Source organism: Streptococcus sp. 27098_8_148 (genome assembly GCF_041432105.1).
In the GTDB taxonomy this organism is placed as follows: domain Bacteria; phylum Bacillota; class Bacilli; order Lactobacillales; family Streptococcaceae; genus Streptococcus; species Streptococcus parasanguinis_AE.
Map to the genome: position 1 here is coordinate 1 of NZ_JAPVYY010000011.1, position 14,216 is coordinate 14,216.

Sequence of the window (14,216 nt, forward strand, 5' to 3'; positions counted from 1 at the left end):
GTGTTACATGATCCCGTTCTTTCCTGTCGGTAGGTTAATCCCTGCTTCCATCAAGGCATCATGGTAGAGTTTATAGTAGGTATGATAGACAGTCGTCTGGGTTCCATTTTGCGCAGTCATAGCAATTCGGAAGGAATAACGACCATTTTTTTCGATCTGTGGGCCTAAAATCGTAGGACCTGTCAACACCTCTGGGTGTTTATCTTGTTCAGACTGATTGACCTGAGCAATCACCTGATAGATCTTGTCGAGATCGGTATTTGCGTCTAGCGGAATATCGATCAGCACGCGCATATCGCCGCGTGAGAGATTGCTGACGACGGTGATATTGCGATTCGGAACAAAGTGGAGAGTCCCATCAAAGTCCCGTACCTGGGTCGTCCGAATCCCGACACTGCTGACGATGCCGGCAATATTAATAGACCCATTCGTGAGACGAACATTGTCACCCACGTCCAGCTGGCGTTCTAAAAGGATGAAGAAACCATTGACCAAATCGGAAAGAAAGCCCTGGGCTCCCATCCCAATCGCCACCCCAGCAATCCCAGCACCAGCCAAGAGACTAGAGACCGGAAGACCCAGAATCGATAAAATCCAGTAGATCAAGATGAAATACAAACAATAGTTTAAGAGGCTCTCAACCAAACGGAGAATCGTTTTTTTACGGGCTTCATCCTGCACCGTATACTTAAAGGAAGGGGTTAATATCCGCTTGACCAGGCTATGGATGGCCTTTTTAGCGATAAAAAATAAGAGAAAGATAAAAATTAGAGAGATACATTTTGATATCAGATCATCAAAAATCTTCGTCCAGTCTATTTTACTGAAATAACGTTGGAAAGCTTGACTCATTTATTCGGGCCTTTCTACCAAAGAATAGTATAATTATATCAAATATTCGGAAATAAGGCTATTTTTTGAAAATTTCATTGCTTTCCCCCCTAACTATCGTATAATATTCCTTAATTATTTTTTAAGGAGGTCCTACATGATTCATCGATTGATTACAACTTGGAATAAAACCAACCTTATGAAAAGGATCGCAATCGGGATTGTACTTGGAGTCATCCTAGCACTTATCTTCCCGAAAGCAACTGGCATTGGACTCTTAGGAGAGTTCTTTGTTGGGGGGCTCCGTGCGATCGCACCCCTTCTGGTCTTTGCGCTCGTCGCAAATGCCCTCTCCCAACACCAAAAAGGGACAGAGACCAATATGAAAAAGGTCATCGTCCTCTATCTCCTAGGAACCTTTGCTGCTGCCTTCGTCGCTGTTTTGGTCAATTACATTTTCCCTATCACCATTACCCTAACTGGAAAGGCTGCTGAAGGATCCTCTCCAAACGGGATTGGCGAAGTGATCAGTAACCTCTTGCTCAAGATCGTCGACAACCCGGTCAACGCCTTGCAGCAAGCCAACTACATTGGGATCCTTTCTTGGGCAACCGTCTTTGGGATTGCCATGAGAGAGGCGAGTGAACACAGTAAAGACCTCCTGCAACCCCTAGCAGACATCACTTCAAAAATCGTTGAGTGGATTATCAACCTAGCTCCATTTGGGATCTTAGGCTTGGTCTTCACGACCATCGCTGGCCAAGGACTCAGTGCCCTTAGTAACTACGGGATTCTCTTACTTGTTTTGGTTGGTACCATGGCTTTTGTAGCCCTGGTCATCAATCCATTGATCGTCTTTTTCATGATCCGCAAGAACCCTTATCCCCTAGTTTTTAAATGCCTCCGTGTCAGTGGGGTAACAGCCTTCTTCACTCGAAGTTCTGCAGCCAATATCCCTGTCAATATGCGTCTCTGTGAAGAGTTGGGGCTGAATCCAGACACCTATTCTGTCTCCATTCCACTTGGTTCAACTGTAAACATGGCAGGCGCAGCCGTGACGATCAATATTTTGACGCTAGCTGCTGCCAATACCTTGCACATTCAGGTTGACTTTGGAACGGCGCTCATCCTGAGTGTCGTAGCGGCTATCTCTGCTTGTGGAGCATCCGGAGTTGCGGGAGGATCTCTCCTTCTCATCCCTGTTGCTTGTAGCCTCTTTGGCATCACCAATGATTTGGCCATGCAAGTCGTCAGCGTCGGCTTTATCATCGGGGTCATCCAAGACTCTTGTGAAACAGCCCTCAACTCTTCGACAGATGCACTCTTCACTGCCATCGCCGAAATGAGCAGCTGGCCAAAAGAAAAACGCTATTAAATGAGCCTATCTCAAATAGACAAGAAAACCCAGATCTCGCGATCTGGGTTTTCTTATTTCTTAAAGTATTGTTTGCTTTCTTTGATGATGACAGGGGAGAGAGCTAAAAGGGCGATCAGGTTGGGCAAAGCCATCAGCCCATTCACAATATCCGCGATCACCCAGACCAGATCCAGCTTAAGGAAGCCTCCTAGTCCAACCATAAAAACAAAGAAGGTCCGATAGAGGTTGATATGTTTAACACCAAATAGGAATTCAAAACACCGCTCTCCGTAATAAGACGATCCAAGAATAGTCGTGGTCGCAAAAAGCACCAAGCATAGCGTTAGAATGATACCTCCGACTGGACCAAAGACGCCTGTAAACGTATCCTGAGTCAGGGTGCTAGTGCTGCCCTTAGCCATCCACTCACCTGAAACCAAGAGTGAAAGTCCTGTCAAACTACAGATGATAATGGTATCAATAAAGGTTCCTGTCATGGAGATCAAACCTTGCTCGACGGGCTCATTGGTCTTCGCTGCGGCGGCTGCAATGGGTGCAGATCCGAGACCAGATTCATTAGAGAAAACCCCACGCGCCACCCCTTTTTGGATAGCCATTTTGACCGTTGCTCCTGCGAAACCTCCCATGGCTGCAGTTCCTGTGAAAGCACCTGAAAAGACTGCTTTTAAGGCTGGAAGCAATTGGTCCAGATGCAAGACAATAATCGTGATAGTCGCAAAGATATAGGCAGCAGCCATAAAAGGAACCACTTTTTCAGAGACTTTGGAAATCCAGTGAATCCCTCCAAAGATGATGGTCGAAACCACCAGAGCAATTACTACACTAGCCACTTCTGGAGCTGTTCCAAAACTGGCCTGAAGGGATCCCGTAATGGAATTAACCTGGGTCATGGTTCCGATCCCAAAGAGGGCCACCAGCACTCCTGCAACCGCAAAGAAAATAGCCAGCGGTCGCCACTTCTCTCCCATCCCGTGAAGAATGTAGTACATGGGACCACCCGAGATATGACCGTTGTCATCCTTGGTCCGATAACGAATGGCTAAGAGCCCTTCTGCATACTTGGTCGCCATTCCAAAGAAGGCTGCCATCCACATCCAAAAGAGGGCACCTGGGCCACCTGTCTGAATCGCTGTAGCCACCCCTACAATATTCCCCGTCCCTACAGTAGCCGCTAGAGCTGTCGCAAGGGCTCCGAAACTCGAGATATCCCCGTGTCCCTCATCTTCTGTAAAGATCAGGTGAAAAGCTTTTGGAAGGTAGCGTATTTGAAGCAAACCCAAGCGAAGGGTTAGGTAGATCCCTGTTCCCACCAAGAGCACCAACAGCGGGGCGCCCCATACTAGATTATCGAGCTGCTGAAAAAACTGCAATACATGGTCCATTTTCTGTCTCCTTTTTCATCGACCGCTCGACAGAAAAGAGAAAAAGAAAGAGCACATGTCAAACATGTACTCTGGTCCTGCTTAAAATAGGGGCTTTCCCTATCTTTCGCTCTGTCCTTTTACCTGAGAGTTTGAGTAGATGCATCCTCTACCTTGCCCCTTCGGTGCCATTTCTGGTCTCTCCAGAGTTCCGTCCATTCACAGTCACTCACGCTCCTGCAAACTTCATTCGGTCGTATGTAATTTTCTCTATTTTAATCGATTTTCAAAAGTTTGTCAATCGTTTCTGAAAATATCTTGTAAACTACCTGAAAATACACAGTTTTTAATCACTCAAGGAGAAGTGATTGGTCATGAGGTTGCTAGCATCGAGCAAAATCTTGTCCAAGAGTTGATCTGTCGCTTCCTGGATTTGATCACTCATAGCTTGGTTTTCCGCCTCAAAATCAACGGTCTCACCTGCTGCAAGTGCACGATCGACTTTATTGATGCGCGCATGTCCCCAGGCCATTGTCGTTTCTTGGTAATCATCCAAATCACCAACATGGTGAGCATAGTGTGGATCTGCTAGTCCTGCAATAATCCGGTTGGCCCAGTAGAAGGAATCCGTTGTTACCTTAGCCGTTGTATTGGCAAAGTAGTCTGGCGTTGTATCCACTTGGGTAAAGAAAGGAACGGCTGTATTATAAGGCATGGAGCCATAAGAAATCCATTGGATACCTGTAGTTTCTTGTGGTTTATTGGGACGCAATTGCAGAATCGCTGTCTGGCTGGTCCGGTTGATCCCGATCGTCCGGAAGGTCCGCTGACTCACGTGATCTCCTTCAGGGCCATAGGGATCGTAGATAGTGTCTTGGTAGTGGTTGCTCAAGACATATTTGACATCTTCAATCGTCACCTTGCGATAGGGTTTTTGACACCAAGGAATCTCAAAGCTCCGTGGATCCTGCTCGATTTCAGGATTGAGGAAACGCTGGATGGCCCAAGCCCGCGGTGTATTGTAGTGACGGTCCTTGTCTTTTTGGCTACCAAAGGCATAGCGTGGATTAAAACCTTTCCCTTCTTGATCCAGAATTAAATGGTGCTCTGTGACAAAATGTTCAAGATCTGGGTCACAAAGAAACTCATCGGGATTGCCAAATTCAAAATAATCACTTCCCAGTTGGTTCGGGTTGGTCACATAGGCATCGTCAGGGACACGGCGCGCCATCCAGTGGTGACCTCCGATGGTTTCCAACCACCAGATTTCATTCACATCTGAAATGGCGATCCCGTTAGACTCATAAGTTCCGTACTCTTCCAAAATCTTTCCGAGACGCAAGACCCCTTCGCGGGCAGTCTTGACATAAGGCAAGACCAAGGTCAGCATGTCTTCCTCACCGATACCACTCTCTACAAGAGGATCTGCCCCTAGCACACGGCTATTGGTCGTAATAGTCTCTGTCTCACTCATGGCTACATTATAGACATTGATCCCAGCTTCTCCCCAGATCCCATCTTTAGGAATGGCATCTGGAACCGCTGTATAGCGAACTGGATTATCTGGCAAGCCGATTTCAAAAGTTGATAAAACTGACTTGTAATGACGCGGTTGATCTTCCGGTTTGACCACGATCAATTTCTTGGGCGTAAAAACGCCATTTTGAGAATCCTCTGTTCGTGCTACAATGGTCGAACCATCATAGCTAGCATTTTTTCCGACTAGAATCGTTGTACACGAATCTGCACTTTCACGTTTACGCATGCGTATCCTCCCAAATCATTCATTGCCTCTATTATAGCACTTTTAAAAGGGAGGACCTACTGAAAATCAGATTTAAAAGCGAATCCTTTTCAACAACTTTCAATCATTTTCATTTTATAAAATTTTAAAAACCCTAGCTGTTTATCAGCTAGGATTCGATTATCCTTTAAACGTAACAATGGTTGCGCCACTTCCACCCGCATTTTGGGGGGCATATTCAAAACTTTTGACATGTTTGTTGCGGCGGAGGTACTTGGTCACCCCTTCACGGATAACTCCCGTTCCAATCCCGTGGATGATATCGACTTGGGCCATGTTGTTGAGCAGGGCTTGATCGATAAAGCCATCTAGCTCTTGCATGGCCTCTTCATAGCGTTTCCCACGGAGATCCAGACGCGCTCTCGGCCCACTCGTGTTCGAGCGTTTGACGACATTCACCTGGCGTTTCTTAGGTTGAGCTGCTTCTTTTTCAGCCTTGATGAGGTTGAATTCTTTTTCTTCCAAGGTCATCTTGATCAAGCCAACTTGTGCCTCCCAGCGGCCATCTTTGAGTTGCTTGACCAGGGTTCCGCGTTGGCCATAGCTGATAACCAAGATTTCGTCTCCCACCTTAGGAGCACGCGCCTTTTTGGCTTTTTTCAAGACCTTGTTTTTAGAAAGGTCGACGGTCTCAGGAGCTAGTTTTTTCAACTGAGCCTTGGCCTCAATAATTTCATGTGGTTTCAACTGGGATTTGGCGTGAAGGCCTTGAAGGATGCGGTCACTCTCTGAGAGGGCCATGTCCACAATTTCCTTGGCTTCTTCTCTCGCCTTATTGAGCTCTGTTTCTCTCTCTCTGGTCAATTCGTTATAGAGTTTTCGAAGAGCGCGATTGAATTTGAGATTTTCTTGCTCGACCTCTTGAATGGTATCCAAGCGCTTGCGACTTTCTAAGGTCTGCGCCTCCAATTTTTCAATAATTTGATTGACATCGTTATCCGTATCGGTCATCTTCATGGCATCCTGGATAATGGTCTCAGACAAGCCCAAACGGCGGGCAATTTCAAAGGCATTGGAGCGGCCAGGAACTCCTTGCATGAAGCGATAGGTTGGACGCAGACTCGCTGTATCAAATTCCATACTGGCATTTTGCACTCCTGCAGTCTCAATCCCGTAGGCCTTGAGCTCTGGATAATGGGTTGTCGCCATGGTCTTAATCCCGCGTAAGCGCAGGTCTTCTAGGATAGCAATAGCAAGGCCAGCCCCCTCTTGAGGATCGGTTCCAGCCCCCAACTCATCCAGAAGGATCAAGGAGGCGGTATCCACTTGATTCAAGATAGATACGATATTGGTCATATGACTGGAGAAGGTCGACAAGCTCTGCTCGATCGATTGTTCATCTCCAATATCTGCAAAGACTTGTGAGAAGATGCCCACACGACTACCTGGATCTGCTAGGATGGGAAGACCAGACTGGGCCATAATTTGCGCTAGTCCCAGCGTTTTTAGCATGATGGTTTTCCCCCCTGTATTGGGACCGGTAATCACGATTTCTGTCAAGTCCTCGGTAAAATGCAGGTCATTCGCGACGGCATTTTCAATCAAGGGATGACGTAGTTGCAAGAGCTGAATGGAACGATTGCTACTAACCTCTGGTACCACTGCCTTACAATCGCGCATAAAGCGATACTTGGCCTTGATCAAGTCTAAGTGACCGATAATCCAAGCGTTATTTGCAATCTCTGCTGCATGAGGGCGCAGGGTGTCAGATAATTCCTCCAGAATCTGAATGATTTCATACCGTTCATCTGCCCGGTGGTTGGCAATTTCTTCATTGAGATTGACGACTGCCCGAGGCTCTATATAAACGGTATTCCCGCTGGCTGAGATATCGTGGACCACCCCTGCAATCCGGTTGCGATAGGTGTTTTTTACGGGTAGAACATTGCGGCCATTCCGACTAGCAATCACAGCATCCGCCAACATATCGGCCTTGCTTTTCAGCAGATCTTGTAGAATCTCTCTGACCTGGTGTTCATTTTCTTGGATGCGACGACGGATTTTGGCCAATTTTTCACTGGCAAAAGACTCGACAAAGCCACCTTCGTTGATAGCTTGAAGCCCACCTTGTAGGCGAGGTAAATCCACCAAGTTGTCAAAGAGGCGATGGAGCCTTTCCAGACGGACATTTTCCAAATTGTCGTAAAAATCCTTGAGTTCATGTGTCACCCGAAGGACAGCTTTTAGCGCTAGTAATTCATCGATATTGAGGGCCGCTTCCATCTCCAAACGTTTGGTCACTGGACGGACATCTTGAATGGTCGACACGGCAAAGCGAGGCTCTTCCAAGAGGATCTGCTCCATATCTTCTAGCTCCATAAAGGCCGTTTCGATGCTTTCTTTTTTATCAGTTGGAGTAAGGGCTGCTAGCTCCATCTCCCCTTGTTCTGTCTGTAGATAGGGTTCAAAGAGTTGCTTGACCTTGTCAAACTCCAGAATATCTAAGATTTTTTTATTCATGTTTCTCCTACAAAAAAAGTGAGCGTCCTTCCTTGAATCGGACTTGTCTCACTCCTTTCTTCATTTTTGCTCCTTAAGCTCCGATAATCGCAGTCACCCACAAATTGTGGAACAGACTGGAACTGATCGGGGTATGAAGGATGATAAAGCGGATCAATCCACTTGCATTGAGTCTATTTTGGATGGAAGCCATGGGAACCGTTGAGAGGACAGTCAAGCCCATCTGGATGACCAAGAGAGTTATCACGACGGCGATCACACCCGCTCCAATTTGATACTTGCGATCCTCCAGTTTTTCTGGCTGAGGTACCAAGTGCATAAAGATCCCAATCACACGACCAATCAGATAGATCATCGCAAAAATCAACACATAGGCTAAACCTGCATAAAAGATGTCATCTAATTGAAATAGGTAGCGGTTGGCATAAAAATAATTCACCGATTGCTGGGTGGGACTCGAAAAAGGAACCCATAGAGACAACACCTTGGCCAGTCCCTTGTAGCTGCTACCTGCAATCAAGAGGGCCACTAAGGTCACTAGAAAGTAATAGGACTGGAGGATAATCCCTCTTGCATAGCCAATATAAAAGCTCCATGCCAAAATCAATAAGATTAAGAAAGTTAACATGTATCTCCTCTTATTTGGATGATTTATCCTTTAAGTCGTCTAAAGCCTTGCGACGAAAATCATCTAATTCTTTTTCTTTGTCGTCAAACTCAATCTCGCGATTCAGTTGCATGGACAAACTGTTTACTGCCAATAGGATCGCGATGGTTTCATCATCTGCCTCTGGCATTTGTTCCTTAATTGCTTGGTATTTTTCTTTCGCAACACGTTCGACTTCTTCCATAAACAAATTATCATGGTTGGTTGTTAAAGTGAGCGCTTTGTTTCCAAATGTAAATTTATATCTATTTAAGCTCGCCATAAAAATCACCTCACGGTATTATACCAAAAATGGCTAGCTTTGTCAGTAGCAAAGCCCCTCTTCACAGGGATTTTCCAGTGGATTCTTTCTTTCTTTTTGCTCCCTCTCTCCCTGAATTTGTGGTACAATAGTGGTTATGGAAAGTATGACACTCACTCCAACACAGGAGCAAATCCTTGATTTTGTCCATACCTATCGCAACTCTCTCTCTCAAAGCAAGAACCCTCATATGGATTATTTCTTTCGACTAGAGGGAGCGACCGTTTCGATCTACAAGTCTGGAAAAGTCTTGCTTCAAGGCAATGACCTTACTCCTTACCTGGCCTTTTTCGGGCAAGATGCTGGGAATCCTAAAGGTTCTACTACTTCATCTGCACGACAAGATCTAGCCATGATCGGAACCGACGAGGTCGGAAACGGCTCTTATTTTGGTGGACTCACCGTCGTTGCATCCTTTGTCACACCTGACCAGCACGACTGGCTCAAAAAGCTCGGTGTTGGGGATTCAAAGACCTTGGATGATCGAAAAATTCAGCAATTGGCTCCTCTCCTTGAGGAAAACATCCAGCACCAAGCACTCTTATTGTCTCCAAAGAAGTACAATGAAGTCATTGCTTCTGGCTACAATGCGGTTTCGGTCAAAGTGGCCCTGCACAACCAGGCTATCTATCTTCTATTAAATAAAGGAGTCCAAGCAGAGCGAATTGTGATCGATGCCTTTACGACGGCTAAAAACTACCAAAAATACGTGAAAGCTGAAAAAAATCAGGTCACCCAAGCCATTGAGTTGGAAGAAAAAGCAGAAAGCAAATATTTAGCGGTTGCAGTTAGTTCCATCATCGCCCGCAATCTCTTCCTTCAAAATCTGGAAGATCTGGGCAAGGAACTGGGCTTTAATCTCCCTAGTGGAGCAGGAGCGAAGTCAGACCAAGTCGCTGCTAAATTGCTTCAGACCTACGGGATGAAGGCTCTGGATTATTGTGCCAAACTCCATTTTAAAAACACAGAAAAAGCAAAGAAATTACTAGAAAGATAAGTTATGTCAAAAAGAAGTTCAAAACAGTCATCTAGCTCACCAGTGGTGAGATTCCTTAAAGAATGGGGCCTCTTCAGTATTATTGTTGGTCTCATTATCGCCTCTCGCATCTACCTCTGGGCTCCGGTCAAGGTGGACGGCCATTCGATGGATCCAACCCTAGCAGATAGCGAGTATCTCCTTGTGGTCAACCACCTCTCAATTGATCGTTTCGACATTGTCGTTGCCAATGAAAAAGACGACGACGGCAAAACCAAGGACATCGTCAAGCGGGTCATCGGTCTTCCTGGAGATACTATCCAGTACGACAACGATACCCTCTACATCAATGGGAAAAAGACCAACGAGCCCTATTTGAAAGACTACATCGCTCGTTTCAAAAAAGATAAATTGCAATCAACCTACACTGGAAAAGGCTTCGAAGAAAACGGAGAACTCTTCCGCCAATTGGCCAATACAGCCCAAGCTTTTACAGTAGACAAGGATGGCAATCCTAAATTTACCTTGAAGTTGCTCGACGATGAATACCTCCTACTTGGAGATGACCGGATCGTTTCAAAAGATAGCCGTCAGGTCGGAGCTTTCAAGAAAGAACAAATCAAAGGGCAAGCCGTCTTTAGACTCTGGCCGATCTACCCTTTCAAAACTTATTAGTATAGATTAACAGACTGAGGCTGAGACAAGTATGTCCCAGCCTCGCTTCATAAAAAGGAAAGAAATGATGGAATATTATTTTTCTGGTACTATTGAGCGCATTATTTTTGAAAATCCTAGCAGTTTTTTTCGAATCCTCTTGCTCGACATCAGCGATACCGATGCCGAAGATTTTGATGATTTTGAGATTATTGTGACAGGAACCATGGCAGATATCATGGAAGGCGAAGACTACACCTTCTGGGGTGAGCTGGTCCATCATCCTAAATACGGAGAGCAGCTCAAAATCAGTCGCTATGAACGTGCCAAACCCTCTAGCAAGGGCTTGGTGAAATATTTTTCCAGCGATCACTTTAAAGGAATTGGTCTCAAAACAGCCCAAAAAATCGTGGACCTCTATGGGGACGATACCATTGACAAAATTTTGGAGGCCCCTGAAAAATTAGAAGGAATCACAGGTCTCTCCAAGAAAAACCGCCTGGCTTTTGTGGAAAAACTCCGTCAGAATTACGGAACGGAGCGCATTCTCGCCCAACTAGCCAACTATGGCATTCCCAATAAATTGGCCTTTCAGATCCAGGATTTCTACAAGGAAGAAACCCTCCAGATCGTGGAGCAACAGCCCTACCGATTGGTGGAAGATATCCAAGGCATGGGCTTTAAAATCGCGGACCAACTAGCCGAAGAATTGGGGATTGCAAGTGACGCCCCTGAGCGTTTCCGCGCGGGCCTGATCCACAGCCTTTTTAGCTACTCTATCGAGACTGGAAATACCTTTATCGAAGCCAAGGACCTCCTGCGCTATACCATTGACCTTCTAGAATCCGCTCGTCCAGTAGAATTGGATCCTTCCACTGTCGCCCAAGAATTAGGACGCCTCATCGAGGAAGACAAGGTCCAAAACGTGGACACCAAGATCTTTGACAACAGCCTCTTCTTTGCGGAGGAAGGGATTCGCAGTCATATCGGTCGATTATTGGAAAAAGGAAAGTCGACTTCATTTGACCCTGAGAAAATCAACCAGGCGATTGAGGCGGTTGAAAAAGATCTGGGAATTCGCTACGATGCGATTCAAAAAGAAGCGATTCACCAAGCGATCCAAAACAAGGTCTTTATCCTCACAGGGGGTCCTGGGACAGGAAAGACTACCGTTATCAATGGGATGATCAGTGTCTATGCCCAACTCCACCAGCTGGATCTTCGGAAGAAACAAGACCTGCCGATCCTCTTGGCTGCCCCAACAGGACGGGCAGCTAGACGCATGAATGAGCTGACAGGACTTCCGAGCGCCACCATCCACCGCCATTTGGGGATGACAGGAGATGATGACACCAGCCACTTAGAGGACTATCTGGATGCAGACTTCATCATTGTGGACGAATTTTCCATGGTTGATACCTGGCTGGCTAATCAATTACTCAGCAACATCGCAACAGATACCAAACTCTTGATTGTGGGAGATGCCGACCAATTACCTTCCGTCAGCCCTGGTCAGGTCTTGGCTGATCTCTTGCAGATCCCAAGCATCCCTCAGACCAAACTCGAACATATTTTCCGTCAGAGTGAAGATTCGACCATTGTCTCACTTGCAGGAGACATTCGCCAGGGCAAGCTTCCTCAAGATTTCACAGAACGAAAAGCCGACCGCTCTTATTTCGAAGCCGGAAGCGAACACATCCCTAAGATGATCGAACAGATCACCTCAGCTGCCCTTCGCAGTCAGATCCCGGCTCGAGATATCCAAGTCTTGGCACCTATGTACAAGGGCCAGGCTGGCATTGACAACATCAATACACTCATGCAAGACCTTCTCAATCCAGCTATCAAAGATCAGGTCGTCTTTGACACGCCAGACTGCCAATACCGCGATGGAGACAAGGTTATCCATCTGGTCAATGATGCAGAAAGCAATGTCTTTAATGGAGATATTGGCTACATTACCGATCTTCTCCCCGGAAAATATACAGAATCGAAGCAAGATGAATTGACTATCCAATTTGATGGCAATGAAATCGTCTACCCGCGCAATGAATGGTACAAGATTCGCTTAGCCTATGCGATGAGTATTCACAAATCGCAAGGAAGCGAATTTCCTGTGGTGATTTTACCCATTACCAATCAAAGCCACCGGATGTTGCAGCGTAATTTGATCTATACCGCCATCACGCGCTCAAAGAGCAAGCTGATTCTCTTAGGAGAATACAGCGCCTTTGATTTCGCTACTAAAAATACAGGTACAGCGCGCAAGACCTACTTGGTGGAACGTTTCAAGGACCTGGACGGAGGCGAAGCAACCACAGACTATTCTTCATCCCTTGCAACGGCTTCTGCTACAGTCGAATCTGCACGAAGCAAGGAAGAAACTGTTGAAACGAAAGCAGAGACGTCTAAGCCTACTATCTATCGACTAACAGAAGACAATCTCCACACCATCTCGCCTATGATCGGACTAACAGAAGAAGAGATTGCAGCCTTCTTTGATATCAAAAAAGACGACTAGTGAACAGACTAGTTGTCTTTTTCTTCCTCTACCAGAGGTAGTTCAGTATGATCAACAAAGTTGGTCATGGTGACACCCAAGAGGCGGATTCCTGTATTTATCGATTCGATTTCTTGAAAAATGTGACGCGCTGAACGATTGATGCGCTCAGCATCTCGCGTTGGCTCCGTCAAGGTGATACGCTTGGTCAGGGTGGTAAAGTCTCCATAGCGCACTTTTAAGACCAAAGTTTTTCCTTGCTTGCCGTGTTTTTCCAGCGATTGGGCTACCTTACTGGACAGATTGGCAATTTCTTCTAAAATATCATCTTCAGCATAGAGGAGCTTGCGATAGGTCCGCTCTTTTCCGATCGACTTGCGGATACGATGGCTCTTGACAGGGCTATTATGAATCCCTCGCGCCTTTCGAAAGAGATCATAGCCAAATCGCCCAAACCGATCAATCAAAGTCATCTCCGGGATGGCTAAAAGATCCGCGCCAGTATAGACACCCATCTCATGTAGTCTCTCTACTGTCTTCTTTCCTACTCCATGAAATTTGGCAATGTCCATTTGGCTCAGGAAATCCTTAGCGTCCTCCGGTAAAACCACCGTTAGGCCACGGGGTTTTTGGTAGTCACTTGCCATCTTGGCCAAAAATTTATTATAAGAAACACCCGCTGAAGCTGTGAGATGCAGCTCTTCCCAGATAGCATGCTGAATCAAGCGGGCGATTTTGACAGCTGATTTGCTCTGGATTTTATTTTCCGTCACATCTAGATAGGCTTCATCAATACTCATCGGCTCGATGAGATCTGTATAACGCTTGAAAATCTCACGGACCTGCTCACCTACTTCTCGGTATTTCTCATAATTTCCAGAGATAAAAATGGCTTGAGGACAAAGGTCCAGCGCTTCTTTAGAGCTCATAGCTGAATGAATGCCATATTTCCTTGCTTCATAGTTACAAGTCGAGACCACACCTCTCCCTCCTGACTGACGAGGGTCCTGGCCAATCACGACAGGCTTGCCCTTCAAACTAGGGTTGTCTCTTTCTTCGACGGCAGCAAAAAATGCATCCATATCAATATGAATAATCTTGCGACTGGTATCATTCACTAATGGAAATATCAGCATTTTTCACCCTCCTTTCTTTCTATTATAGGAAGAAAATTTCAGAATTGCAAAAATCGACTCCCCAGAAAACATGAAAATTGATGAAAAACTGTGTTTGTTTTCAAAAATATAGTACAGTATCACAGAGGATTTGAAACTGTATTACAAA

The 14,216-nt window shown here is 45.9% G+C and carries 11 protein-coding genes and 1 riboswitch; of the genes, 4 read left to right on the forward strand and 7 right to left on the reverse strand.

Annotation, left to right across the window (positions count from 1 at the left end; genetic code table 11):
• Positions 1-3: 3 nt before the first annotated feature.
• Positions 4-852, reverse strand: a complete 849-nt coding sequence (locus tag O3646_RS08700; RefSeq protein ID WP_003013106.1) for a mechanosensitive ion channel family protein — start codon at positions 850-852, stop codon at positions 4-6.
• 136 nt (positions 853-988) lie between these two features.
• Between O3646_RS08700 and sstT the strand changes: the two genes are divergently transcribed.
• Entirely contained in the window at positions 989-2,206 is a 1,218-nt protein-coding gene (gene sstT, locus O3646_RS08705) for a serine/threonine transporter SstT (RefSeq protein ID WP_371610784.1), read from the forward strand.
• Positions 2,207-2,259: 53 nt separating this feature from the next.
• Here the strand turns inward: sstT and O3646_RS08710 are convergent, their stop codons facing one another.
• From O3646_RS08710 to O3646_RS08730, 5 genes are all read right to left on the reverse strand, one after another.
• Complete coding sequence (locus tag O3646_RS08710; RefSeq protein WP_371610785.1) at positions 2,260-3,591, reverse strand: alanine/glycine:cation symporter family protein; 1,332 nt, start codon at positions 3,589-3,591, stop codon at positions 2,260-2,262.
• A gap of 101 nt (positions 3,592-3,692) precedes the next feature.
• Positions 3,693-3,787: riboswitch (glycine riboswitch) on the reverse strand.
• A gap of 129 nt (positions 3,788-3,916) precedes the next feature.
• Positions 3,917-5,335: a C69 family dipeptidase gene (locus tag O3646_RS08715; RefSeq protein ID WP_003013357.1), complete on the reverse strand. Its 1,419-nt coding sequence runs from the start codon at positions 5,333-5,335 to the stop codon at positions 3,917-3,919.
• A gap of 159 nt (positions 5,336-5,494) precedes the next feature.
• Positions 5,495-7,834, reverse strand: coding sequence for an endonuclease MutS2 (locus O3646_RS08720; protein WP_371610786.1), 2,340 nt, complete (start codon positions 7,832-7,834; stop codon positions 5,495-5,497).
• 73 nt (positions 7,835-7,907) lie between these two features.
• Positions 7,908-8,462 (reverse strand): CvpA family protein, encoded by a 555-nt coding sequence (locus tag O3646_RS08725; protein ID WP_049486528.1) that lies wholly within the window; start codon positions 8,460-8,462, stop codon positions 7,908-7,910.
• Positions 8,463-8,472: 10 nt separating this feature from the next.
• Positions 8,473-8,763, reverse strand: a complete 291-nt coding sequence (locus tag O3646_RS08730; RefSeq protein ID WP_003005477.1) for a hypothetical protein — start codon at positions 8,761-8,763, stop codon at positions 8,473-8,475.
• 136 nt (positions 8,764-8,899) lie between these two features.
• Between O3646_RS08730 and rnhC the strand changes: the two genes are divergently transcribed.
• The 3 genes from rnhC to O3646_RS08745 all read left to right on the forward strand — a co-directional run bounded on the left by rnhC (position 8,900) and on the right by O3646_RS08745 (position 12,953).
• Positions 8,900-9,799, forward strand: a complete 900-nt coding sequence (gene rnhC, locus O3646_RS08735) for a ribonuclease HIII (protein WP_371610787.1) — start codon at positions 8,900-8,902, stop codon at positions 9,797-9,799.
• A 3-nt stretch (positions 9,800-9,802) separates the two neighbouring features.
• Positions 9,803-10,453 (forward strand): signal peptidase I, encoded by a 651-nt coding sequence (gene lepB, locus O3646_RS08740; RefSeq protein ID WP_003008799.1) that lies wholly within the window; start codon positions 9,803-9,805, stop codon positions 10,451-10,453.
• Positions 10,454-10,520: 67 nt separating this feature from the next.
• The gene (locus O3646_RS08745; RefSeq protein ID WP_070675390.1) at positions 10,521-12,953 is read left to right on the forward strand and encodes an ATP-dependent RecD-like DNA helicase; all 2,433 of its coding nucleotides are present in this window, start codon (positions 10,521-10,523) and stop codon (positions 12,951-12,953) included.
• A gap of 8 nt (positions 12,954-12,961) precedes the next feature.
• On the opposite strand, the gene dinB is transcribed toward O3646_RS08745, so the two are convergent.
• Positions 12,962-14,068 (reverse strand): DNA polymerase IV, encoded by a 1,107-nt coding sequence (gene dinB / locus O3646_RS08750; RefSeq protein WP_031575564.1) that lies wholly within the window; start codon positions 14,066-14,068, stop codon positions 12,962-12,964.
• Positions 14,069-14,216 lie beyond the last annotated feature (148 nt).